At 72.9% G+C, this 25,728-nt stretch carries 10 protein-coding genes; 8 read left to right on the top strand and 2 right to left on the bottom strand.

Going from position 1 to position 25,728, the window contains the following annotated elements; all coding sequences use genetic code 11:
- Positions 1–246: 246 nt before the first annotated feature.
- On the bottom strand, positions 247–1,134 hold the full coding sequence (locus EKG83_RS25585; protein WP_033434776.1) for an NAD(P)-dependent oxidoreductase: 888 nt from the start codon (positions 1,132–1,134) through the stop codon (positions 247–249).
- 210 nt (positions 1,135–1,344) lie between these two features.
- Here EKG83_RS25585 and EKG83_RS25580 point away from each other — a divergent pair, with 210 nt between their 5' ends.
- The 3 genes from EKG83_RS25580 (at position 1,345) to EKG83_RS25570 (ending at position 7,622) form a co-directional block, all read left to right on the top strand.
- A complete protein-coding gene (locus EKG83_RS25580) occupies positions 1,345–4,584 on the top strand; it encodes a BTAD domain-containing putative transcriptional regulator (RefSeq protein ID WP_033434775.1) in 3,240 nt (1,079 codons plus the stop codon).
- A 334-nt stretch (positions 4,585–4,918) separates the two neighbouring features.
- Positions 4,919–6,091 carry an acyl-CoA dehydrogenase family protein gene (locus EKG83_RS25575; RefSeq protein WP_033434774.1) on the top strand — a complete coding sequence of 391 codons (1,173 nt, stop codon included), beginning with the start codon at positions 4,919–4,921 and terminating at the stop codon, positions 6,089–6,091.
- Positions 6,092–6,188: 97 nt separating this feature from the next.
- Entirely contained in the window at positions 6,189–7,622 is a 1,434-nt protein-coding gene (locus tag EKG83_RS25570) for a flavin monoamine oxidase family protein (RefSeq protein WP_033434773.1), read from the top strand.
- Between the two features lie 82 nt (positions 7,623–7,704).
- On the opposite strand, the gene EKG83_RS25565 is transcribed toward EKG83_RS25570, so the two are convergent.
- On the bottom strand, positions 7,705–7,905 hold the full coding sequence (locus tag EKG83_RS25565) for a hypothetical protein (protein ID WP_033434772.1): 201 nt from the start codon (positions 7,903–7,905) through the stop codon (positions 7,705–7,707).
- A gap of 1,054 nt (positions 7,906–8,959) precedes the next feature.
- On the opposite strand from EKG83_RS25565, the gene EKG83_RS25560 reads away from it, so the two are divergent.
- From EKG83_RS25560 to EKG83_RS25540, 5 genes are all read left to right on the top strand, one after another.
- Positions 8,960–10,984 (top strand): hypothetical protein, encoded by a 2,025-nt coding sequence (locus EKG83_RS25560; protein WP_194282933.1) that lies wholly within the window; start codon positions 8,960–8,962, stop codon positions 10,982–10,984.
- 940 nt (positions 10,985–11,924) lie between these two features.
- Positions 11,925–12,839, top strand: coding sequence for a sterol desaturase family protein (locus EKG83_RS25555; protein ID WP_211269229.1), 915 nt, complete (start codon positions 11,925–11,927; stop codon positions 12,837–12,839).
- Between the two features lie 130 nt (positions 12,840–12,969).
- Entirely contained in the window at positions 12,970–22,317 is a 9,348-nt protein-coding gene (locus EKG83_RS25550; protein ID WP_033434304.1) for a non-ribosomal peptide synthetase/type I polyketide synthase, read from the top strand.
- Positions 22,307–24,004, top strand: coding sequence for a phytoene desaturase family protein (locus EKG83_RS25545; protein WP_051766699.1), 1,698 nt, complete (start codon positions 22,307–22,309; stop codon positions 24,002–24,004). Before EKG83_RS25550 ends, EKG83_RS25545 begins: the two co-directional genes overlap by 11 nt.
- Positions 24,001–25,716, top strand: a complete 1,716-nt coding sequence (locus EKG83_RS25540; protein WP_051766698.1) for a phytoene desaturase family protein — start codon at positions 24,001–24,003, stop codon at positions 25,714–25,716. Before EKG83_RS25545 ends, EKG83_RS25540 begins: the two co-directional genes overlap by 4 nt.
- The last annotated feature ends 12 nt before the right edge of the window (positions 25,717–25,728 follow it).

Below are 25,728 nucleotides of genomic sequence, written 5' to 3'. Positions count from 1 at the left end.
CCCTCGTGGGGGCCCGGCTCTCGTGCACCTGCGATTTGCCAGGGATCGGGGACCCCCGGGTGCTGCGTCATTCCGAACGGCGTCTACGTCATTCCGAAGGTCACCCGTCAATCCGAAAGGCGTGCACCACAAGTACCATAAGAAGGCGGCGGATTCCGCGCACGTCGGCGGACCGGCCGTGACGGGCGCCACGGCCGGGGGAGCGGGTGCCGGGCGGACCGGGGTCCGGCCCGCCCGGCGGTGCGGTCAGCCCCGCGCCTTGCGCAGGACCTCGTAGACGGAGGCGAAGCCGTCGCCCGCGTGGCCCTGCTTGATGGCCTGCTCGGCCCGCTCCAGCAGGAACTCCGGCAGCGCCGCGTCGACCTTCTGCGCCCGGCTGGCGTCCACCAGGTGCTCCACGGCCACGGCCTGCATGCCCAGCGCCGAGCCGCCGTCGGGGTAGGTGCCCTGGTCGACCTGCGCGGCGATGCGCGGGATCTCCGGGTTGACGACGTGCTCGAACCACGCCTGCGCGAACGGCAGGAACGCCTCGGCCTTGACCTGCTCGGAGCCCACCAGCGCCAGCGAGTGCATGAAGCCGGCCCAGGTGGTCCACATCAGGCCCAGCAGCGCCACGTCGTAGAGCGACGGCAGGCCCGCGTCCTCGCCGAGGTACGTGCCCGCGCCGGCGATGGAGGCCAGCGCCTCCGCGTTGGCGTCGTAGAGCGCCTTCGGGCCGCCGTAGAAGATCAGCGCGTGCTCCGAGCCGATCATCGGCGGGGTGGCCATGATCGCGCCGTCGACGTAGCCGACGCCGCGCTCGGCCGCCCAGGTCGCGGCCTGCCGGGCCTCGTCCGGCGTGCCGGAGGTGAGGTTGACGATGACCCGCCCGGCGGGCGCCTCGCCCAGCGAGTCGATGATCTCCCGCATCGCGCGGTAGTCCAGCACGCAGACCACCACCAGCTCGCTGGCGGCGATGGCCTCCGCGGGCGTGGCGGCCAGGACGGCGCCCTTGGCCACCAGGGCCTCGGCCTTCTCCGGGGAGCGGTTCCACACCGTGGTCGGGTGGCCCTTGTCCAGGAAGGCGTTGGCCAGCGCGGACCCCATCGAGCCGAGGCCGACGACGGTAACGGGCGCTCGGTTGTCCGAACCCATGGCAATCCTCTTCGGTTCAGTGTCTGCCTGTTGTCCCGCGGTGCCCGGGCCGACCACCGGGTGGTGGGGCCCCTCGGCGCCGCGTGCCACCAGGTTGGCGGGGCGGTCTCCGAACGCTCTCCAAGCGACCTCTAAGCCCTCTCTCGGTGGTGTTGCCCCTAAGGGCACGGAGGGCGAGAGAGCGCTTCCGCAATCGATAATGTGGATGCCATGCGGTTCGGCATATTGGGCGCGCTGGCGGCGTGGACCTCGGACGACCGGCCGGTGCGGCTGCCGGGGCAGAAGGTCCGGGCCCTGCTCGCCGTGCTGCTGGTCCACGACGGCCGGCCGGTGTCGGTGGACCGGCTCGCCGACCTGCTGTGGGGCGAGGCGGCCCCGAGCAACCCGGTCGGCGCGGTGCACACCAGGGTCTGGCAGCTGCGGCGGGCGCTGGAGGAGGCCGAGCCGGGCGCGGGCGAGCTGGTGGTGTCCCACCCGCCCGGTTACCGCGTGGACCTGTCGGCCGCCCGGTTCGACGCGATCGCGTTCACCAAGCTGCTGGCCACCGCCCGCGAGGCCGTCGACCCGCGCACCCGTGCCTCCCTGCTGGACCAGGCGCTGCTGCTGTGGCGCGGCGACGTGCTGGCCGACTTCGCCGACGAGGAGTTCGCCCGGCCGACCGCCGCCCGGCTGGAGGAGCAGCGGCTGACCGCGGTCGAGGAGCGCGCCGAGGCGATGCTGGAGCTGGGCGAGCACAACGTGCTGGTCGGCGAGCTGACCGACCTGCTGGGCAGGCACCCGTTACGCGAGCGGCTGCGAGCCGCCCACATGCGCGCGCTGCACCGCGCGGGCCGCCGCGGCGAGGCGCTGGCCAGCTTCGACGAGCTGCGCGTGCGGCTGGCCCGCGACCTGGGCCTGTCGCCGAGCCCGGAGCTGGTGGCGCTGCGCCAGGCCATCCTGGAGCACGACGAGCGGGCCGCGCCCGCGCCGAGCCCGATCACCGTGGCCACCCGCGTGCGCACCAACCTGCCCGTGCCGGTGAACGAGCTGATCGGCCGGGACAAGGCGGTGCAGGAGGTCCGCGCGCTGCTGGAGGCGGGCCGGCTGCTCACCCTGACCGGCATGGGCGGGGTCGGCAAGACCAGGCTGGCGCTGGCGGTGGCCGCCCAGGTCGCCGCCGAGCACCCCGACGGCGCCTGGCTGGTGGAGCTGGCCAGCGTCGAGCCGGCCGGCCACGCCGACGACGCGGCCGTGCGCGGGCTGGTCGCCAGCCAGGTCGCCGCCGCGCTGGGCATCCGCGACGAGACGGTCAACGAGGGTCGCGCGGTGCCGCTGGAGGTCCGCCTGGCCGACGCGCTGCGCGCCAAGCAGATCCTGCTGGTGCTGGACAACTGCGAGCACGTGGTCGACGCGGTGGCCCGGCTGGCCGTGGACCTGCTGCGGACCGCGCCCGGCGTGCGCCTGCTGGCCACCAGCCAGCTCCCGCTGGGCATCGCGGGCGAGCGGCTGTGGACCGTGCCGCCGCTGGGCCTGCCCGACCCGGCCGCGGACGGCGACCCGGCCGAGGTCGGCCGGTCCGGGGCGGTGCAGCTGTTCCTGGCGCGGGTGGCCGCGAAGGTGCCCGAGTTCCGGCTGGACGACACCAACGCCGAGGCCGTGGAGGCGATCTGCCGCCGGCTGGACGGCCTGCCGCTGGCCGTGGAGCTGGCCGCCACCCGGGTGCGCGCGCTGGGCGTGCACGAGGTCGCCCAGCGGCTGGAGGACCGCTTCCCGCTGCTCAGCGCGGGCGACCGGGCCGCACCGGTGCGGCAGCAGACGCTGCGCGGTGCGATCGAGTGGAGCTGGGGCCTGCTGACCGAGGGCGAGCGCGCGGTGCTGCGCCGCCTGTCGGTGTTCAGCGGCGGCGCCGCGCTCGACGCGGTCGAGCGGGTGTGCGCGGGCGGCGGGGTCCCCGGCGGGGAGGTCGTCGACCTGCTCGCCAGGCTGGTCGACCGGTCGCTGGTCAACGCCGCGGACCGGCCGGGCGGGCGGCGCTTCTGGCTGCTGGAGTCGGTGTCCGACTACGCCGCCGAGCAGTTGCGCGCCGCGGGCGAGCGGGACGAGGTGCGGGTGCGGCACGTCGAGTGGGCCACCGAGGCGGCCGAGCGGCTGCTGCCCCACCTGCGCGGGCCGCGGCAGCGGCAGTGGCTGGAGCGGGCCGACGCCGAGGCGGCCAACTTCCGCGCCGCGCTGGAGGGCGCGGTGCGGGCCGGCCTGGCCGACCACGCCGTGCGGCAGGTCAACGCGCTGGCCTGGTACTGGTTCCTGCGGGGCAGGCTGGGCGACGCCAAGCGGGCGTTCGCCGCCGCGCTGGGGGTCGACGGTCCGGTGCCCGCGGCCCGGCGGGCCACCGCGCTGGCCTGGCAGGCCGGGTTCGCCCTGCGCGCGGGCGACGCCACGTACTCGCTGGAGCACTACGACGAGCTGGTCGAGCAGATCGACGAGCCGCACGACCGCGCGCTGGCCCGGTGGTTCCTGGGCTTCGCCCGCATCGGCTTCGGCCAGCACGACCAGGCCGAGAAGCGGATCGACCAGGCCCTGGAGGAGTTCCGCACCCTCGACGACGGGTGGGGCTGCGCGGCGGCGCTGGGCGCGCTGGCCAAGCAGGCCGTGCTGCGCGGCGACCTGGCCGCCAGCGAGCGGTGGGGCCGGGAGAGCACCCGGCTGTTCGGCGAGTCCGGCGACCGCTGGGGCCAGCTGCTGGCCAGCGACGCGCTGGCGCTGCTGGCCGAGGTGCGCGGGCGGTACGACCTGGCGGCCCGGCTGCACCGCGAGGGCCTGCGGGTGGCGGAGGACCTGCAGCTGTGGACCGAGGTGTCGACCAAGCTGGCCGGGCTGGGCCGGATCGCGCTGCTCAACGAGGAGCACGACTCGGCCAAGGAGCTGCACGAGCGCGCCATGCGCCTGGCCGCCGAGCAGAGCTACGCCTTCGGCGAGCACTTCGCCGAGGTGGGGCTGGCGCTGGGCGCGCGCCGGCGGGGCAGGCTGGACGCGGCCGAGGCGCACCTACGCCGGTGGCTGAACTGGTGCCGCCGGCTGGACGGCGACCTGGGGCTGGCGCTGGTGCTGGCGGAGCTGGGGTTCGTCGCGGAGCAGCGCGGTGACGCGGCGCAGGCGTTGGAGCTGCACCGGGAGGGGTACCAGCGGGCCTGGTCCGCCGGTGATCCCCGGGCGATCGCGCTGGCGGTGGAGGGCGTGGCGGGCGCGGTGTCGCTGGCCGGGGACTTCGAGCGGGCCGCGTTGCTGCTGGGTGCGGCGGAGGCGGCCCGCGCGGGCACCGGGGCGCCGCTGCCGGCGGCCGAGCGCGGGGACCTGGAGCGCATCACCGCGCGCTGCGCGGCGGCCATGGGGGAGGACGCGTTCGCCGAGGCGGTGGGGCGCGGTCGGGAGCTGAGCCTGGTCGAGGCGCGCTCGCTGGTGCCCGGCGCCTGACCCCCCTTCCATTCACCCCGGCGTTTTTCCACAAAAGCGCCGGGGTATTGCTGTGCGCGACAAAGGGGTAGCGTGGGGTAGTCGGCCGGGAAACTGGCCGGTGACGTTCCGCATTTCCCGCCCGGTCATCCGATGATGGGCCCGTTCGAATTCCACGGGGCCGGGGAACCGCCTGCTCACCGGTCGGTCACTGCGGAGTAACCATGCCGGGAATGAGTGCGAAGTGACCTCCGCCCGGGTGAATTCAGATATATCTCCCATTGCCCGTTACGCAGGGCCGCGCCGGGAAAGCGCGGCGGCCCGGACATCGCGAAGGACCACGGAGGAGTTCCCCATGGGCGAGCACGACAACGCCAAGGCAGTCCTGGACGCCGTGCGCGACAGCGTCCCCCGGCTGCGCGAGAACGGCCTGGAGGCCGACGAGCGGCGTTGGATCCCCGAAGAGAACATCGACCTGCTGGACAAGGCGGGTGTGTTCGGCCTCGCCGTCCCGCGCCGGTTCGGCGGCCTAGACCTGCCGCTGGCCGACCAGGTCGCGGTGCTGACCGAGATCGCCCGCGGCTGCGGCTCCACCAGCTGGGCGTGCGTGGCGTGGGTCTCCACCGCGTGGATGGCCACCCTCTACCCCGACCAGACCCAGGAGGAGATCTTCGGCAGCGGCTCGGTGCGGGTGTCGGGCGCGTTCACCCCCACCGGCAAGGCCGTCCCGGTCGAGGGCGGCTACCGCCTGACCGGCAAGTGGCGCTTCAACACCGGCTGCCGCGGCGCCCACTGGGACCTGCTGGCCGCGCTCGTCGAGCACCCCGACGGCGAGGAGGAAGAGGTCTTCGCGCTGGTGCCGATGTCGGACCTGACCATCGAGGACGACTGGCACGTCAGCGGCGCCGCGGGCACGGGCAGCTCCAGCACCTCCGCGCAGGACCTGTTCGTCCCGGCCCACCGGGTGCTGACCGGCGAGTACGCCCTGGGCGACGGCGCGCCCGGCCGCACGCCGACCGCGAAGGGCCGCGAGTACAGCATGATCAGCTACGTGGTGGCCGCCTCCGTCGCCACCTACATCGGCATGGCCAAGGGCGCGCTGGAGGTGTTCCTGGAGCGCCTGCCCGGGCGCGGGCTGGCCTACACCAACTGGACCGACCAGCGGCAGCACCCGCTGACCCAGCACCGGGTCGCGCTGGCCGCCAACAAGATCGCCGCCGCCGAGGCGCTGTCGGCCGGCTACGTCGAGCTGCTGCAGCGGCGCGCCGACGCGGGCGAGCAGCCCACCGTCGAGGAGCGGGCCGCCGTCCGCGGCCAGGCGGGCACCGCCATCCAGCTCGTCAAGGAGGCCGTGCAGGACCTCCAGACCCTCGCCGGCGCGTCCGCGCTGAGCAAGTACCTGCCGTTCCAGCGCTACTACCGCGACCTGCTGGCGCTGACCACCCACGGCCTCATGTCGCCCGACATGGGCCTGGAGGTGCACGGCCGCGTCCTGGTCGGGCTCGACCCCGAGACCCCGTTCCTCTGAGGTCCCCGCACCGCCGAGACCACGCGCAACCGATCCGAGACCACCGATCCCGACGCACCACCGTCAACCGCCGCAACAGAAACGGAAAACGCACCCGATGAACGAACGAGTCGGAGCCGGCGCCGGGTTCTCCCGGCGCCGGGTCCTCAAGGGACTGGCCGTCGGCACGCTCGCCACCGCGGCCGGCGCGGCCCTCCCGCCCGCGCTGGCCGCCGCGGCCGAGGGCGGGCCGGCCGCGTACAACAACTACGACGTGATCGTGGTCGGCGGCGGTTTCGCCGGTGTCACGGCCGCGCGCCAGCTGCGCCGCAAGGGGTTGAGCGTCCTGCTGCTGGAGGCCCGCGACCGCGTCGGCGGCCGCACCTGGACCTCCACCTTCGAGGGCGAGCAGGTCGAGATGGGCGGCACCTGGATCGACCCGCTGCAGACCAACGTGTGGGCCGAGACGCAGAACCAGGGCATCGGCATCGTCGCCGACGCGGCGCCGTCGCGCGCCCTGTTCCCCACGGCCACCGGCATGGGCTACTTCACGGTGGAGGAGGCATTCGGCGGCCAGGGCGAGCTGCTGGCCCTGTTCAGCGAGCAGGCGCAGGCGCTGTTCCCGCAGCCCTACAGCCCGCTGGCCAACTCCACCGCGCTGTCCTCGGCCGACCTGCTGACCGTGCGCGACCGGATCAACCAGCTCACGAGCCTGACCACGCAGCAGAAGCGGTGGCTGGACGCGGGCGTCGGCCCGATCAGCGGCCTGTCCACCCGCGGCGCGATGACGGACTTCCTGCACTGGTGGTCGCTGTGCAACTACGACGCCGCGACCTACCACGGCATCAACACCTACCGGCCCACCACCGGCATGGCCGGGCTGATCAACGGGATGCTGTCGCAGAACGCGCCGGAGGTGAAGCTCAACAGCCCGGTCGCCGGGGTCACCGACACCGGCAGCGGGGTGTCGGTGCGCCTGCGGTCCGGCTCGGTCTACACGGCGCGGGCGTGCGTGATGGCGGTGCCGGTGAACGTGTGGCGCACCATCAGCTTCTCGCCCTCGCTGTCCTCGCTGCGGCTGCGCGCCTCGCAGGAGACCATCGGCGTCCCCACGGCCCGCAAGTTCTGGGTGCACATGCGGTCCAGCCTGGGCAACACCTACGTCAACGCGCCGGAGTCCTACTCGGTCAACGTCATGGTGCCCTACAAGCAGACCTCGCAGGGCTACCTGATGATCGGCTTCAGCGTCGACCCGAACCTCAACGTCAGCAGCATCACGTCGGTGCAGAGCGCGATCCGGCAGCTCGTGCCGGACGCCACGGTGCTGTCGCTCAAGAGCGCGAACTGGGGTTCGGAGCAGTACGCGCTGGGCGGCTGGTCGTTCCGCAGGCCCCGGCAGCTGACCGAGCTGCTGTCGGCCATCCAGCAGCCGCAGGGGCGCATCACGTTCGCCACCAGCGACATCGCCAGCGGCTGGAGCGGTTACGTGGACGGCGCCATGGAGTCCGGCATGCGGGCCGCGCTCCAGACGCAGACGATCCTGGGCGTCTGAGGTCGCCCGGTGGGCGGCCCGCGGCGTGGCGGGCCGCCCACCCGGTCGCGGGTCGACCGCACCCGGCCGACCGGGTGGACCGTCAGTCGCTCCAGGTGTAGCCGTTGCTCCAGGTGTAGCCGTTCGTGCCGAGCTGGGAATCGGCGCCGAGGTCGCGGTTGTCGGTGGGTGCACCGGTCTGGTCGTCGCCGGCGGGGGCGGCGGACGCGGTGACGGGGGAGCCGAGCACGGCCGCGCCGAGGGTGAGCGCGAGGACCGGCAGCAGTCGGGAGATCCTTGCCATGGTGCTTCCTCCTCGATCCATCGAGGTCACCTGCTGGAGGCAGGCCGGTCCAGTCTGGCAGAGAAGAGGCGGCGCGGAGTCTGCCGAAGAGGCGACCGGGAGGGCGCTTGAGAGCGCACCACCCGCCCCGCCGCCCCCTGCCCACCCGCCACCGCGCCGCCCGCTCGCCATCCACCCCATCGCCGACACCGCACGGCGTCACGCGGATTCCACGCGGCATCGCCACCCCCCGAACAGTGCCGTCGTCAGCCCGTGCAGCGGCCGCAGGAGACTTTCGGGAAGTGTTGTGGCCAACGGCCCGCAACAGTTTCGACAACGCTTGTGACCCCATGTCGGGCACCGCTAGAACTGATCGGCCGCGGGCCGATACAGGGGGTCGCGCATGCGCTCCGCAAGACTTCTGCTGCCCGTGCTGGTGGCAGCGGCTCTCATCACACCGCTCCCGGCCACGGCCCAACCCGGACGGGCACCGGACTCACCACCGTCGGGCTGGGCGATTGCCGGGGAGCGGCTGACGTGGACGGCGCCCGCCCCGATTCCGCCGGGTGGTGCGGCGGTCGAGTTCTGGGACGGTGATCGGTTGTTGGGTGTGCCGCGTCCGTCGGCTGATCTGCGCACCTACACGTTGGACGGGGTCGGGGTCGGTGATGTCGGCGGGCTTCAGGTGCGGGCGTTGGACAGGCGGTTGGACGTCGAGGAACCCGCAGGCCCGTCGATGGCGGCGACCGCGGTGTTGCCCGCGTTGCGGCCGGCCGGGGAGGTCGATCCGGGTCAGCCGGGTCCGTTCGCCACGCGTGCGGGGGAGTACGAGCTGGATCCGATCACGGTGCCGGGGTATGCGGTGCCGTTGGAGATGAAGGCGGTGGTGGTGGCGCCGGAGGGGGTGTCGGGTCGGCGTCCGTTGGCGTTGTTCCTGCACGGCAGGCACATCTCCTGTTATGACGGCACGACGCAGTTGTTGGAGTGGCCGTGTCCGGTGCCGGCGAAGCCGGTGCCCAGTCATCGTGGTTATCTCCAGGCGCAGCGGTTGTTGGCCTCGCAGGGTTATGTGACGGTGTCGATCTCGGCGAACTCGGTCAACGCGCAGGACGCGTTGGACGTGGAGGCCGGGGCGGGTGCGCGGTCGGCGTTGGTGCGGGCGCACCTGGCGAGGTGGGCGGAGTGGGCGGGTGCCGGTCGGGGTTCGGCGCCGGAGGTGGTGCGGGCCGCGCCGGTCGCGGATGTGGGCAGGGTGTTGCTGGTCGGGCACTCGCGTGGGGGCGAGGGCGTCAACCGGGCCGTGATCGACAGCCTCACGCCGCCGCCCGCGGGCAGTGGTTACGACGGTCCGGTGCGGTGGACGGTCGGGGGCACCGTGCTGATCGGTCCGACGATCTTCGGGCACAACCCGGCGCCGAACGTGCCGTCGGTGACGATCCTGCCCGGCTGTGACGGTGACGTCTCCGATCTCCAGGGTCAGTTGTTCGTGGACGCCACCCGTGGGGTGGGTCGGGGAGCCGCGTTGCACAGCGCGTTGTACGTCGTCGGCGCGAACCACAACTTCTTCAACAGCGAGTGGACCCCGGGGCAGGCGGAGGCCCCGGCGTCCGACGACTTCCGGTCGCCGCCCGAGGACGCGGTGTGTTCGCCGGGCATGCCCACCCGGCTGACGGCCGGGCAGCAGCAGACCGCGGGTGCGGTCTACATCGCGGCGGCGGCACGCCTGTTCGTGGCGGGGGACCGGCGGGTGTTGCCGCTGCTGGACGGGTCGGGTGTCCGCGCGCCCTCGGCCGACCCGGCGCGGGTGCTCGGCCACGCGGTCGGCGGCGCCCGCACGCCGTTCGTCGTACCCGACGAGGCGACCTCGGCGGGCGGGTCGGCGGCGGTGTGCGCGCAGGTCACGGCCGATACGGCCGCGGCCTGTGTCGACCCGGCGGTGTCCCGCCCGCTGCCGCACTTCGTCCGGTTCAACCGCGTGGTGCCCGAGTCCGGCCGGTTCGCCGTGGCGTTGCGGTGGAGCACGGACGGGCAGGTGGGGACCGTGCGGCCGGGTGGGCCGGTGTCGCTGGTGGGGGCGCGGGAGCTGGCGTTGCGGCTGGCCGTGCCGCCGAACAGCACCGGCAACCGGTTCGACGTGGCCGTGACCGACGCGGCCGGGCGGCGCGCGCACCTCGGGTCGGTGACGGTGGACGGCCTGCCCGGTACCGGGCGGAACACCGCGAGCTGGGCGCAGGAGGTCCGGGTGCCCCTGCGCGGTATCGACCTGCGCCGCGTCGCCGCGCTGGAACTGACCCCGCACGGCGGTGCCGGTCAGGCGTGGCTCATCGACGCCCACGGCTGGGCACCCGGCCTGCCCGACCCGCGCCCGACCCCGCTGCCACGCGTCGACCTGGGGGCGTTGACCGTGGAGGAGGGCGACTCCGGCACGCGCACCGTCGGGTTCCCGGTCTCGGTGACCGGCGACGGCACCGCCTCCGTGCGCGTGTTCGTCCAGAACGAGGACGGCAGCACGTACGCCGAGCGGCTGGTGACGATCGAGCCGGGGCAGCACCGGGTCGAGATCCCGGTGCAGGTCACCGGCAACACCCGCTGGAGCCTGGGCGCGAAGCGCGTGGTGCTGGCCAAGGTCGTGCGCGGTGCGCTCGTGGGCCGCTACACGGACCGGCTGACCGTGCCCAACGACGACCCGCCGCCGACCCTCACCGCCACCCCCGTCGTCGACGAGGTGGCCGAGGGCGGCACCCTGAGGTGGCGGGTGGCGCTGGACTCGCCGGCCGACTCGAACGTCACGATCGCGGGTGCGGTGGCGACGCCCGAGGGTGCCGAGCTGTCCACCACCGACGTCGACGAGACCTGGTTCCGCCAGCGCGTCTCCCAGGAGGAACCGCTGCCCTCGCGGCCGTTGTCGAGCACCGGGGTGTCGGTGGTGACCGTCATCCCGCGCGGTGAGCTGAGCCGGGAGCTGTTCGTGCAGACGGTGGCCGACTCGGAGGTCGAGCCGGCCGAGCACGTCCGCTTCGACCTCACCCTGCGCAGCACGGGCACGCCCGGCCCCTCGATCCTCGGCTCGGTCACCGACGGCCCGCCGAGCGGGCGGTGACCGGCGGGGGTGCGGACTCGCCCGTCCGCACCCCCGCACCTCCACGGGCCCGCGCCGCCGCCCGGTGGGCAGGACGGGTTCCCCGGCGTGGTGCTGGTCCACGCCGGGGTCGTGGTGCCGCACGGCCTCCCAGGAGGGCCGCACGGTCCCGCCGACGCGTCGGCGGGGCTTTTGCGCATGTCGGCGACGTGCCGGGCAAGTGAGCAAAATTCACGAATGCCCTGCTTTGCCTCCCGGTAAAGACGTGTGAACCGACCGTTAAGCAAGTCACGCCAATTTCGCCATTGATCCGGACGTGGGACGTCTGGTACCGCCCGCCGGCCCCCGTGCTGCCCTTGCGTACCCCCGGTCGCGGAGTCCCGAAGGTCGCCCGCATTCGCCTCGGCGCCCGGTTCCGGTTACTCCAAAGCGTTGACGGGGCCTCCCCCTAGTTCGTTCGAGTGACATCCTGTGGCCTGTGTCACGCTTCACCCAGGCCCTGGCCCCGAAAGCCCAAACCGCAGATTCGCGGCGTGCCCGGGTGAAGTGAGTTGATCACTCGGGTGGAATTCCCGCCCCCACCTGCCGTGAACCATCGGTCCTCAATGGAGTGTTACGGGTGTTTAGGTCCGCATGGCGGACGATCTTGAGGCACTCCTCGCCCCCGTCCGATCGGGGAATTCACCTAGGGGCCGAACGGGCAGCCCGTTCGTGCGATCACTTGAGTGCCGGTCGAGCGAAAACGTACAGTGACCGAGTCATTAGCGATCGGTGGAGCGGTTCCGCCCCGATTCAAGCCCCGCCTGGACGACGAGGTCCGGGGGCGTCGCGAGTGGCGGTCCCGCCCGGCAGTCGCCAATCGTCGTCGACCGCGGCCGGGTGGTCCCGGCGGAAGCCGGAAGCCAACGGAATTCGAACGCGCGTCGACCCGCGCGCGTCACCACGCACCCGAGGAGGGCATGTGGTCACCTCGACGCCCGCAGTGCGCGAACCGTCGACAGCGCACGGGGTGCTGCGCCGCGCCGCCTACCCGGTCCTCCTGCTCCTGGTGGCGGCCACCGGTGCGGCGGTGGTCCTGCTGGGGTGGGACCCGTCGCTGGTCAGCCCGCTGTTCCTGGTCGGCGTGATCGGCTACTTCGCCGTGCTGGAGCGGATCATCCCGCACAACCCTGACTGGCACCCCGACGCCAAGGAGTGGGGCTGGTACGGGGCCTACTTCATCCTCACCGCGGTGGGTGCGGCCATCGCCCAGTTCTTCGTCACGCTGCTGATCGGCGTGGTCGCGCCGCTGGAGCCGACCTGGCCGATGTGGGCCGAGGTCCCCGCCGCGCTGCTGCTCGGTTCGCTGGGCAGCTACACCATGCACCGGCTGGGGCACACCAACAAGTTCCTGTGGCGCTTCCACGGCGTGCACCACGTGCCCGACAAGGTGAACGTCGCCAACAACGGGGTCAACCACGTCTTCGACATCATCATCGCCCAGGGCGTCGTCCAGCTCTCGCTCGCGCTCGCCGGTTTCTCCGCCGATTCCGTCCTCGTCGTGGGCATGTTCGTCACCGCCCAGGGCTACTTCACGCACGCCAACGTCGAGGTGCGCATCGGGTGGCTGAACCACCTGCTGGCCAGCCCCGAACAGCACCGCCTGCACCACAGCAACAATCCCCAGGAGGCCGGTCACTACGGTTCCGACCTGGCCATCTGGGACCACCTCTTCCGCAGTTACACCTGGCGGCCCGGGCGCATTCCGCGCGGGATCGGCCTGTTCGACCCGATGTCGTTCCCGCGCACGGAGTCCTTCTTCTACAGCTTCCTGCACCCGTTCCGCCCGAGAAGGCGTGACCAGCTCCGCGACCGCAGGTCGAAATCCCTGCCCTGACCGACCGAACTCCGCTCACCACTTCCGCGCCGGACATTTCTCCAGCGACCGCTGACCCCCACGTGCCGAATACCGCTCACGCCCTCGTGGCGGGGCCAGGTCGCGCTGCCACCGCAAAGGACCCCGATTCATGCCCGAAAGCATTTCCCCGGCCTCCCGGGACAACCGCCTGGCGATCGTCGGCATCGGTTGCCGACTGCCCGGTGGTGCCTCGGACTACCGCACCTTCTGGCAGAACCTCCTCGACGGCAAGGACTGCATCACCGAGACACCGGCCGACCGCTACGACGTGGCGACGCTGGGCAGCCGCGACAAGGCCAAGCCAGGCCGGCTGGTCGGCGGGCGCGGCGGCTACATCGACGGGTTCGACGAGTTCGACCCCGCGTTCTTCGGCATCAGCCCGCGCGAGGCCGAGTACATGGACCCGCAGCAGCGCAAGCTCCTGGAGGTCGCGTGGGAGGCGCTGGAGGACGGCGGGCAGCGGCCCGGTGAGCTGGCGGGCACGGACGTGGGCGTGTACGTCGGCGCGTTCACCCTGGACTACAAGATCCTGCAGTTCGCGGACCTGAGCTTCGAGACCCTGGCCGCGCACACCGCCACCGGCACGATGATGACGATGGTGTCGAACCGGATCTCGTACTGCTTCGACTTCCGCGGCCCCAGCGTCTCCATCGACACCGCGTGCAGCTCGTCGCTGGTGGCGGTGCACCTGGCCTGCCAGAGCCTGCTGCGCGGCGAGACGAGCATCGCGCTGGCCGGCGGCACGCTGCTGCACCTGACCCCGCAGTACACGATCGCGGAGACCAAGGGCGGCTTCCTCTCGCCGGAGGGCCGCTCGCGCACCTTCGACGCCGACGCCAACGGCTACGTGCGCGCCGAGGGCGTGGGCATGGTGGCCATCAAGCGGCTCGCCGACGCCGAGCGCGACGGCGACCCGATCCACGCGGTGATCATCGGCACCGGCGTCAACCAGGACGGCCGCACCAACGGCATCACCGTCCCCAACGCCGACGCCCAGGTCCGGCTGATCCGGCGGGTGTGCGACGAGGCGGGCATCACCCCCGGCGACCTCCAGTACGTCGAGGCGCACGGCACCTCCACCCCGGTCGGCGACCCGATCGAGGCCAACGCGCTGGGCCGCGCGCTGGGCGAGGGGCGCGCCCCCGGCTCCCGCTGCTACGTGGGCTCGGTCAAGACCAACATCGGCCACACCGAGTCCGCCGCGGGCATCGCGGGCCTGATCAAGACGACCCTGGCGCTCAAGCACCGGCTGATCCCGCCGCACATCAACCTCAACGAGGTCAACCCGAAGATCGACCTGGACGCGCTGCCGTTCGACATCCCCACCGAGGTGGTGGCGTGGCCGGAGCACGAGGGCCCGGCGCGCGCGGGCGTGAACTCCTTCGGCTTCGGCGGCACCAACGCCCACGTCCTGCTCGAAGAGGCGCCCGCACGCGCCGAGCGGTCCGCCGACGCCCGACCCGCCGCCCCGGCGCGCACCGTGCTGCCGCTGTCCGCCCGCGACCCCGGCGCGCTGACCGAGCTGGCCGCCGGCATCCGCCGCGAGCTGGCCGACGGCGCGGAACTCACCGACGTCGCGCACACCCTGGCGCACCGCCGCCAGCACCACGAGCACCGGCTCGCCGTCGCCTACTCCACCACCGAGGACCTGGTCGAGGCGCTGGCCGCCCGCGAGCGCGGCGACGCGCACCCCGACGTGGTGGAGAACCAGGTCCCGGCCGAGCCGCAGGACCCGGTGTGGGTGTTCACCGGCATGGGCCCCCAGTGGTGGGGCATGGGCCGGGGCATGCTGGCGTCCGAGCCGGTCTACCGCGAGGTGATCGAGCGGGTCGACGCCGAGATCCGCAGGCAGGCCGGCTGGTCGCTGATCGAGATGATGGCCGCCGACGAGGCCGACTCCGCGATGGCCGAGACGTGGCTGGCCCAGCCCGCCAACTTCGCCGTGCAGATCGCCCTGGCCGCGGTGTGGCGCTCGCGCGGCGTGCGCCCGGTCGCCATCGTCGGGCACAGCACCGGCGAGGCCGCCGCGTTCTACGAGGCGGGCGTCTACACCCTGGAGGACGCCGTCAAGGTGATGCTGCACCGCAGCAGCCTCCAGCAGAAGCTCGTGGGCACCGGCACCATGCTCGCGGTCGGCCTGCCCGAGGACGCCGCCAACGCCCGCGTGCTGCCCTACGGCGACCGCGTCTCCGTCGCCGCGGTCAACTCCCCGTCCGCGGTCACCCTGGCGGGCGACGAGGACGCCCTGGAGGAGCTGCGCGAGGCGCTGACCCTGGAGGGCGTGTTCGCCAAGTTCCTCACCGTCCGGGTGCCCTACCACAGCGCCCGCATGGAGGCGATCAAGGACGAGCTGCTGACCTCGCTGGCCGACCTGCGCGGCCGGGAGGCGACGATCCCGCTCTACCTGACCGGCCGGGCCGGCCGCGCCCGCGGCCCGGAGCTCGACGCCGCCTACTGGTGGGACAACGTGCGCGACCGGGTCCGGTTCCGCGCCGCGATGGACGAGCTGGCCGCCGACGGCCACCGGCTGTTCCTGGAGATCGGCCCGCACCCGGTGCTCGCGCACTCCATCGCCGAGTGCCTGGCCGCCTCGGGCGTCGAGGGCCGCTCGGTGCCCTCGATCCGCCGCAACGAGGACGAGCCCGCCCGCTTCACCCGCTCGCTCGCCGAGCTGCACACCCTGGGCGTGGCGCTGGACTGGGACGTGCTCCAGCCCGCCGGCGCCCCGGTGCCGCTGCCGCGCTACCCGTGGCGGCGCGACCGCTACTGGGTGGAGCCCAAGCCGGTCGAGCAGATCCGCCTGGGCCGGCGCGACCACCCGCTGCTGGGCCGGCGCGTCGAGGGCGCCGAGCCCACCTGGGAGGCCCGGCTCGACGTCGAGGACCTGCCCTACCTCGACGACCACCGCATCGAGGGCAACGCCCTGTTCCCGGCCGCCGGCTACATCGAGATGGCCGTGCAGGCCGTGCGCGCGATGACCGGCGGCGCGTCGGCGGCGGTGGCCGACCTGGAGCTGCGCAAGGCGCTGTTCGTGTCCGACACCGAGTCCCGGCCGGTGCGGCTGTCGTTCTCCGGCGAGAACGCCGGGTTCACCGTCGCCTCGGTCACCGACGGCGCGCGGGAGCGCGTGGTGCACGCGGCGGGCAACGTGCTGACCGGCCAGCGCGGCGCCGCGGTCGCGCCGCTGGACCTCGACGCCGTGCGCGCCCGGGCCCAGCGCGTCCTGGAGGGCCCCGACGCCTACGCGGAGCTGGCGCGGCTGGGCTACCACTACGGCCCCGCGTTCCAGGGGATCGCGCAGGTGTGGGTGTCCGAGGGCGAGTCCCTGGCCCGCATCCGCCCGACCGAGGGGCTCGACGCCGCCGGGCACCACGTGCACCCGGTCCTGCTCGACTCGTGCTTCCAGACCCTGCTGACCCCGCTGCTGTCCGACGGCGCGGCCGGGTCCGACGGCGGCATCCGGCTGCCGCTGTCGATCAAGGAGGTCCGGCTGGACCCGGTCGGCGACCGCGAGCTGTGGGCCCACGCGGTGATCACCGACCGCGACGGCGGCGACCTGGTCGGCGACATCCTGGTCTACACCGCCGACGGCACCCCGCTCGGCCACGTGCGCGGCTTCCGCGCCGCCGACGTGGAGAAGGCCGCCACGGCGGTGGGCCAGTCCACCATCGACAGCTGGCTGGCCAAGATGACCTGGACGCCCTGCCCGCCCGCACCCGAGCCCGAGACCGCCGACGGCACCTGGCTGCTGCTGGCCGACACCGGCGGCGTCGCCGAGGAGCTGGCCGCCGCGCTGCGCGGCGCCGGCAGGCACTGCCACCTGGTGCGCCACGGCCACGGCTACCGGCGCGGCCGGTGGGAGTCCACCGTGTCCGCCGGCGATCCCGCCGACCTGTCGCGGCTGGTCGCCGACCTCGCCGACGAGCACGGCGGCGGGTTCGAGGGCGTCGTGCACCTGTGGAACCTGGACCTGCCCGAGCTGGACGGCCTGTCCGCGCCCGACCTCGACCGCACCACCGGCCCCGGCGCGTACTCGCTGGTCACGGTCGCGCAGTCGCTGCTGGCCGGCGAGCTGACCGGCCGGCTGCACGTGGTCACCCGCGGCGCGCAGGCGGTCGCCGCCGGCGACCCGGTGCGGCCGCTGGGCGCCCGGGCGTGGGGCATCGGCCGGGTGCTGTGGCACCAGGAGCTGACCGCGCACCGCGGCAAGCTGGTCGACCTGGACCCGACCGCGCCCGAGGGCGCCGACGCCCGCCGCGCCGAGGTCGACGCGCTGCTGCGCGAGGTGCTGGCGCCGGTCGACGCCGAGGTCGAGGGCGTCGGCGCGGTCGACGAGATCGCCCTGCGCGGCGGCGGGCGGCACACCAGCCGCCTCGTCCCGGCCGGGCCCGACCTGACCCAGCCGCTGCCGCTGCGGCTGCGCGCGGACGGCAGCTACCTGGTCACCGGCGCGTTCGGCGCGCTGGGCAGGCTGCTGTGCCGGACGCTGGCCGCCCGCGGCGCGCGCCGGCTGATCCTGGTCGGCCGCACCCGGCTGCCCGAGCGGGCCTGGTGGGGCATGATCGAGCGGGACACCGCCGTGGGCCGGGCCGTGCGGTTCGTCCGCGACCTGGAGGCCCAGGGCGCCCAGGTGATCCTGGCCCCGGTCGACGTCACCGACGAGCGGGCGTTCACCTCGTGGCTGGCCGACTACCGCCGCGACCACGGCCGGCCGATCCACGGCGTGTTCCACCTCGCCGGGCACGTGCGCGACACGCTGATCCCGGCGATGGACCGCACGAGCTTCGACGCCGTGCACGACCCCAAGGTCCGGGGCGCCTACCTGCTGCACCACCACCTGCGCGACGAACCGCTCGACCACTTCGTGCTGTTCGCCTCGATCGCCTCGCTGCTGACCACCGCGGGCCAGGCCAACTACGCCGCGGGCAACGCCTTCCTCGACGCCCTGGCGCACCACCGCCGCGCCCGCGGCCTGCCCGCGCTGAGCATCGACTGGGGCCCGTGGGCCACCGGCATGATCGAGGACCTGGGCCTGGTCGAGCACTACCGGGTCAGCCGCGGCATGAGCTCGCTCTCGCCCGAGGCCGGCATGGCCGCGCTGGAGCGGGTGATCGGCCAGGAGGACCCGCAGCTGCTGGTGGCCACCGTGGTCGACTGGCCGGTGTTCCTGTCCTGGTACGGCACGCCGCCGCCGCTGGTGACCACGCTCGCCGCGGCCGCCGCGGAGGACCGCCCGGACGAGGGCGGCAGCTTCCTCGACGCCTTCCGCACCGCCGACGCCGAGACCCGCCGAGAGCTGGTCAACGAGCGGTTCACCTCGATCGTGGCCAACGTGCTGCGGGTGCCCACCGAGCAGGTCGACCCGGCCGCGGGCCTGACCGCGGCGGGCCTGGACTCGCTGCTGGCGATGGAGCTGCGGGCCCGGATCACCACCGAGCTGAAGGTGGGCCTGCCCGTGGTGGCGCTGCTCAGCGGCACCCCGGTGGCCGAGCTGGTCGACCAGGTGCACGCCGGGTTGATCGCGCACGCCGCCACCGGCGACCAGGAGGAGGCGGCGGTCGAGATCTTCACCGACGACCACCGCTTCCCGCTGACCCAGAACCAGAAGGCGATCTGGTTCCTCAAGCAGCTCAACCCCGACGGCTTCGCCTACAACATCGGCGGCGCGGTCGAGGTGGCCGCGGAGCTGGACCCCGAGCTGATGTTCGAGGCGGTGCGCGTGCTGATCGCCCGCCACCCGCTGCTGCGCGCCAACTTCACCATGGAGAAGGGCCAGGCGGTCCAGGTCATCTCCGACTCGGTCGAGCCCGACACCGCCCTGTTCGACGTCGAGGGCCGGGACTGGGACGAGATCTACCACATGATCATCGGCGAGTACCGGGCGCCCTACGACCTGGAGCGCGACCCGCTGGTGCGCTTCCGGCTGTTCCGCCGGGGCCCCGACCGCTGGGTGATCATGAAGGCGGTCCACCACATCGTCTCCGACGCCATCTCCACGTTCACCTTCATCGAGGAGCTGCTCTCGGTCTACGAGGGCATGCGCGCCGGCGAGACCGTGGAGCTGCCGGAGCCCGCCGCCCAGTACCTGGACTTCCTCAACTGGCAGAACAGGTTCCTGGCCGGGCCCGACGCGGGCCGGATGCTGGAGTACTGGCGCGACCACCTGCCCGCCGGCACGCCGGTGCTCAACCTGCCGACCGACAAGCCGCGGCCGGTGGTGCAGACCGACAACGGCGCCTCGGAGTTCTTCACCCTCGACACCGAGCTGAGCGCCCGGGTGCACGAGCTGGCCCGCAAGCACGACGTCACCGTGTTCGTGGTGCTGCTGACCGCGTACTACCTGCTGCTCAGCCGCTACTCCGGGCAGGACGACATCATCGTCGGCAGCCCGGTGACCGGCCGCACCGAGAAGGAGTTCGCCTCGGTCTACGGCTACTTCGTCAACCCGCTGCCGCTGCGCGCCGACCTGTCCGGCGACCCGGACGTGGGCACCCTGCTCGACCAGGTCCGCTCGACCGTCCTCAACGGCCTGGACAACCAGGAGTACCCGTTCGTCATGCTGGTCGACGAGCTGGGCCTGCGGCACGACCCGAGCCGGTCGGCGGTGTTCCAGGCGATGTTCATCCTCTTGGTGCACAAGGTGTCCACCGAGAAGTACGGCTACCACCTCGACTACATCGAGCTGCCGGAGGAGGAGGGCCAGTTCGACCTGACCCTCTCGGCCTACGAGGACGAGGCGGAGAAGCGCTTCCACTGCGTGTTCAAGTACAACACCGACCTGTTCTTCGCCGAGACGATGACCAGGATGGCCAAGCACTACGTCACCCTGCTCGACAGCCTGACCCGCACCACCGCGGAAACCCCGATCGCGGAGCTGGCCCTGCTGGAGCCGGCCGAGCGCGCGGTGATCGTGGACGAGTGGAGCGGCGCGGACCGGACGGTGGCCGCCAACGCGCCGGTCACCGACCTGATCGCGGCGGCCGCGGCGGCCAAGCCCGACGTGGTCGCCGTCGTCACGCCGCCCGCGACCAACAGCGGCGGCGAGGCCGACCGGCTCACCTACGGCGAGCTGGAGCGGCGGGCCACGGCCCGGGCCCGGGTGCTGCGCGCCCGCGGCGTGGGCGAGGGCTCGGTGGTGGCGCTGTGCCTGGAGAAGTCGGCCGAGCTGGTGGTCACCCTGCTGGCCGTGCTCAAGGCCGGCGGCGCGTACCTGCCGCTGGACCCGGAGTACCCGGCCGAGCGCCTGGACCACATGGTCCGCCACGCGGGCGTCGAGCTGCTGCTCGCCGACGCCACCACCCGCGACCGGCTCGCCGGGCTGGCGGTGGCGGCCACCGACGTGGCCGAGCTGACCGCCGACGAGGGCGTCCCGACCAAGGGCAAGGCGAAGCTCAAGCCGGTCGGCCTGGACAGCCCCGCCTACGTCATCTACACCTCCGGCTCGACCGGCACGCCCAAGGCGGTCCGCGTCGACCACCGCAACCTCGCGTCCGCCTTCGCCGCCTGGCGGCAGGAGTACCGGCTGGACACCGAGGCGCGGGTGCACCTGCAGATGGCCGGTTTCGCGTTCGACGTGTTCACCGGCGACCTGGTCCGGGCGCTGGCCTCGGGCGGCACGCTGGTGCTGGTGACGCGCGACCTGCTCTTCGACACCGAGCGCCTGTACGACACGATGGTCGCCGAGGGCGTCAACGCCGCCGAGTTCGTCCCCGCCGTGGTCCGCGGCCTGATGGCCCACTGCGAGCGCACCGGCTCGAAGCTGGACTTCATGCGGCTGCTGGTGGTCGGCTCGGACGTGTGGAAGGTCGAGGAGTACCGGCGGCTCAAGGCGCTGGCCGGCCCCGACACCCGGGTGGTCAACTCCTACGGCCTGACCGAGGCCACCATCGACAGCACCTACTTCGAGGGCCCGGTGGACGACCTGGAGCCCGGCCGGGTGGTGCCGATCGGCCGCCCGTTCCCCAACACCGCGCTGCACGTGCTCGACGAGCGGGGTGAGGCGGTGCCGCAGGGCGTCGTCGGCGAGCTGTGGATCGGCGGCGCCGGCGTGGCCGCGGGCTACCTCAACGACCCCGAGCAGACCGCGCAGCGCTTCGTCACCCGCGAGCTGGCCGGCCGCGAGGTCCGGCTGTACCGGACGGGCGACCTCGCCCGCTGGGCCGCGGGCGGCCGGGTCGAGCTGCTGGGCCGGGCCGACGGCCAGGTCAAGGTGCGCGGCCACCGGGTCGAGGTCGGCGAGGTCGAGACGCACCTGGGCCGCTGGCCCGGCGTGGCGCAGGCGGTGGCGCTGGTGCGCCCCGACGCGCGCGGCGAGGACACCCTGTTCGGCTACGTCGTCCCGGCGGAGGGCGTGGAGTTCGACGCCCGCGCCCTGCGCGCCCACCTGGGCGAGCACCTGCCCACGTTCATGATCCCGGCCCACCTGGTCGCGGTGCCGGAGCTGCCGCTGACGCCCAACGGCAAGGTCGACGTGGACGCGCTGCCCATGCCCGACCGGCAGGACGAGGGCGAGCTGGAGCCGCCGGTCACCCTCTACGAGGTGCGCACCGCCAAGCACTGGCAGTCCCTGCTCACCGTCGACCGGGTCGGCCTGGACCAGGACTTCTTCGAGCTGGGCGGCAGCTCCATCACGCTGATCGAGCTGATCCACCACCTGCAGGAGGAGTTCGCCGTCACCATCCCGGTGAGCCTGCTGTTCCGGGTCACGACCCTGCGCGGCATGGCCAAGACGGTCGAGCACATCGTCACCGGGCGCCTCGCGGGCGCCAAGCCGTACCTGCTGTTCAACCCCGACCGGGAGGACACGCTGTTCTGCTTCCCGCCGGCGGGCGGCCACGGCCTGGTCTACCGGCTGCTGTCCGCGCACCTGCCCGAGCAGCGGCTCGCCGCGTTCAACTACGTGCCCGGCGACGGCAAGGTGGCCGAGTACGCGGACCTGGTCGAATCGCTCCAGGCCGAGGGGCCGTACCGGCTGTTCGGCTACTCGCTGGGCGGCAACCTCGCCTTCGAGGTGGCCAAGGAGCTGGAGGCGCGCGGCCACGTCTCGGCGAACGTGGTGATCATGGACTCCTACCGCATCCCGGAGCGGTTCACCCTCGCCGAGGAGAACATCGCCGAGTTCGAGACCGAGCTGGCCGGGCACCTGCACCGGCACACCGGGTCGGACGCGGTGGCCGAGGAGACCATGCGGCAGGCGCGCGAGTACCTGCAGTTCTCCAGCCGCACCCCGAACCTGGGGAAGGTGTCCGCGCCGGTCACGGTGATCTCCGACGAGAACAAGGTCGAGTTCTACGGCGCCGCCGCGCGCGGCACCTGGCACGGCAGCTCCACCGTCGGCACCACCGTGCTGGCCGGGTCCGGCGCCCACGCCGAGATGCTCGACGGCGAGCACCTGGCGCGCAACGCCGACCTGCTGCGCGGTGCGCTGGGGACCGGGGTCGCCACCGATGTCGCGTAGCACCAGGGTCGTCTGGGAGCGCCGCACGCGCGCTCCCGGCGACCGCCCCAGGGTCATCGTGATCGGCGCGGGCATGGCGGGCATGTCGATGGGCTGCTACGGGCAGATGAGCGGCCTGGAGACGCGGATCTTCGAGTCGCACGTGCTGCCCGGCGGCTGCTGCACCGCCTGGGCCCGCGAGGGCTACCTGTTCGACTACTGCCTGGACTGGCTCAACGGCACCGCGCCGGGCAACCACGCCAACCAGGTGTGGCAGGAGCTCGGCGCGCTCGACGGCAAGGCGATCACCCGGTTCGAGGAGATGAACCGGGTGGTCTCCACCGACGGCCGCGAGGTCACCTTCTACACCGACCCCGACCGGCTCCAGGCGGAGCTGGAGGCGTGCTCGCCGGCGGACGCGGACAGGATCCGGGCGTTCTGCGCGGACCTGCGCCGGTTCCTCAAGCTGGAGCTGCACCCGTTCCTGTGGCCGACCCCGCTGATGCCGTGGCGGGAGAAGCTGAAGCTGGCCCGCCAGGTGCTGCCCGCGCTGCGGCTGTTCGCGCGGACCGCCAAGCAGATGACGGACTTCACCGACACGCTCAGCGACCCGTTCCTGGCCACCGCGATGCGGAACATGTTCTACCAGGACCCGCAGAACTTCGCGGTGATCCCGTTCCACTACACGATGGCCGAGGCGCACAAGGGCAACGTCGGCCTGCCGCAGGGCGGGTCGCTCGGGCTGGCCAGGTCGGTGGAGGAGCGCTACTACACCCTCGGCGGGCGCATCGACTTCCGGGCCAGGGTCGCCCGCGTGCTCGTCGAGGACGGCCGCGCGGTGGGCGTGGAGCTGCGCAACGGCGAGCGGCACTACGCCGACCACGTCGTCTCCGCCTGCGACACGCTGACCACGGTGAACAAGATGCTGGGCGGGGAGTACACCAACCCCCGGCTGGAGGAGCTGTTCACCGAGGTGCTGCCCGACCACGAGCAGCTGTACCCGTCGGTGGTGTCGGTGTTCGTCGGCTTCCGCGGCGACGTGCCCGCGGACGAGCCGCCGAGCACCACCTACCTGCTGGACGACGAGGACCTGGCCCGGCTGCCCGGCGTGCTCCAGCGGAGCGTGGTGGTGCACCTGCGGTCGCGCCTGATCGACGGGCTGGCACCCGAGGGCCGGTCGCTGATCCAGTGCACCTACTTCAGCGACTACGACACCTGGAAGGGGCTGCGGTCCACCGACCGGCGCGCCTACTGGGACCTCAAGGAACGGCTCGGGGCGTTCGTCCGGGAGTTCCTGGAGCGCCGCTTCCCCGGCATCGACGAGCGGGTGGAGGTGGTCCAGGTGGCCACCCCCGCCACCACCGAGCGCTACACCGGCAACCACCGCGGCTCGATCCTGGGCTGGAAGTCGCCCAGGGCCGACGACCTGGTGGAGGCCCTGGTCGCCAAGGACAGGCTGGCGCTGCCCGGCCTGTCCGGGTTCCACCTGGCCGGCCAGTGGGTCGGCAGCGGCGGCGTGCTGCGGGCCGCCGCGTCCGGCCGGTTCGCCGCGCAGTACGTCTGCCGCGAGCTGGGCGTGCCGTTCCGCGCCGAGGTCAGCGGCGGCACCGAGCCGTGGCACCCGGGCAAGCTCGGCGACCTCCCCCAACTGGACACCTCAGAGCGCCCACGGGCCGCCCGACCGACAGCGAGGACCACACGGACATGACCGCGCGACGCAAGACGATGATCGTCATCGGCGCCGGCCTGGGTGGGCTCTCCACCGGGTGCTACGCGCAGATGAACGGCTACGACAGCCAGATCTTCGAGATGCACGAGATCCCCGGCGGCTGCTGCACCGCGTGGGACCGGGGCGACTTCACCTTCGACTGCTGCATCAGCTGGCTGCTGGGCAGCGGGCCGGGCAACGAGATGCACCAGATCTGGCTGGAGCTGGGCGCGTTGCAGGGCAAGGAGGTGCGCCACTTCGACGTGTTCAACATCGTGCGCGGCCGGGACGGGCGCTCGGTGTACTTCTACTCCGACCCCGACCGGCTCGAAGCCCACCTGCTGGAGCTGTCGCCGGCCGACGCCAAGCCGGTCCGCGAGTTCTGCGCCGGGCTGCGCAAGTTCCGCCGGGCCCTGGCGGTGTACCCGTTCCTCAAGCCCGTCGGCATCATGGGCTTCCTGGAGAAGACGAGGATGCTGTCCTCGTTCATCCCGTACTTCAACGTGGTGCGCAAGTCCATCAGCACCCTGATGACGGACTACTCGAAGCGGTTCCAGGACCCGCTGCTGCGCGAGGCGTTCAACTACGTGCTGTACGAGAAGCACTCGGCGTTCCCGGTGCTGCCGTTCTACTTCCAGCTCGCCTCGCACGCCAACCTGTCCGCGGGCGTGCCGGAGGGCGGGTCGCTGGGCCTGGCGAAGTCCATCGAGCAGCGCTACCGGCGGCTCGGCGGGCGGGTCACCTACAACGCCAAGGTCGAGGAGATCATCGTCGAGGGCGACCGCGCCGCGGGCGTGCGGCTCGACGACGGCCGGGAGTTCCGGGCCGACATCGTGGTCTCCGCCGCCGACGGGCACACCACGATGATGAAGTTCCTCAAGGGCCGGTACCTCAACGACGAGTACCGGGAGCTCTACACCGAGACCATCAAGAAGCCGGGCATGGTGTTCCCCGGCTACGTCTGCCTGTTCCTCGGCCTGAACCGGCCGGTGCCCGAGGGCGACCCGTGCACCACGCACCTGCTGACCGAGGAGGAGGCCGCCGACCTGGTCGGCATCCGCGACCGCAGCATCAACATCCAGTTCCGCAGCACGCACTACCCCGAGCTGTCGCCCGACGGCACCACCGTGGTCTACATGACCTACTTCGCCGACATCGCGCCCTGGCGCGAGGTGGACGACTTCCCGGAGCAGGTGACCCGCAGCCGCGGCGGCGAGGTGCTGCACACCCTGCCGGTCCGGCACGGCCGCGAGTACTACCACGCCAAGCGCCGCACCAGGCTGGCGCTGATGGAGTACCTGGAGAAGCGCTACCCGGGCATCACCGAGTCGGTGGTGACCCGCGACCTGTCGACGCCGCTGACCCAGGTCCGCTACACCGGCAACTACGACGGCACGGTGCTGGGCTGGCAGCCGTTCGTCGACAGCGGCGAGACGCTGGAGGAGCTGGTCAAGAAGCACGGGCCGGGCCTGCCCGGGCTGCGCGACTTCTACCAGTCGGGCGTGTGGGCGACGACCGGCGGGCTGATCCGCGCGGCCGCCGCCGGCCGCCAGGTGATGCACTTCGTGTGCAAGGACGACGGCATCCCGTTCACCGCCCACGTCGACGGGACCGCGCCGCCGCCGACCCACCGCGTCATCCGGGTCGGTCCCCGGGTGGACGAGGGCGATCGGTTGCCGGTGGCGGCGCGGTCGGTGGGCAGCACGGCCTGATCCCCGGAAACC

Source organism: Saccharothrix syringae (assembly GCF_009498035.1).
GTDB lineage: Bacteria > Actinomycetota > Actinomycetes > Mycobacteriales > Pseudonocardiaceae > Actinosynnema > Actinosynnema syringae.
The sequence above is the reverse complement of the archived record's forward strand: the minus strand, read 5'-3'. Positions and strand labels throughout refer to the sequence as shown.

Coding starts and splice junctions, on each gene's coding strand:
- EKG83_RS25585 (WP_033434776.1), bottom strand. CDS start 1,134: ATGGGTTCGGACAACCGAGCGCCCGTTACCGTCGTCGGCCTCGGCTCG.
- EKG83_RS25580 (WP_033434775.1), top strand. CDS start 1,345: ATGCGGTTCGGCATATTGGGCGCGCTGGCGGCGTGGACCTCGGACGAC.
- EKG83_RS25575 (WP_033434774.1), top strand. CDS start 4,919: ATGGGCGAGCACGACAACGCCAAGGCAGTCCTGGACGCCGTGCGCGAC.
- EKG83_RS25570 (WP_033434773.1), top strand. CDS start 6,189: ATGAACGAACGAGTCGGAGCCGGCGCCGGGTTCTCCCGGCGCCGGGTC.
- EKG83_RS25565 (WP_033434772.1), bottom strand. CDS start 7,905: ATGGCAAGGATCTCCCGACTGCTGCCGGTCCTCGCGCTCACCCTCGGC.
- EKG83_RS25550 (WP_033434304.1), top strand. CDS start 12,970: ATGCCCGAAAGCATTTCCCCGGCCTCCCGGGACAACCGCCTGGCGATC.
- EKG83_RS25545 (WP_051766699.1), top strand. CDS start 22,307: ATGTCGCGTAGCACCAGGGTCGTCTGGGAGCGCCGCACGCGCGCTCCC.
- EKG83_RS25540 (WP_051766698.1), top strand. CDS start 24,001: ATGACCGCGCGACGCAAGACGATGATCGTCATCGGCGCCGGCCTGGGT.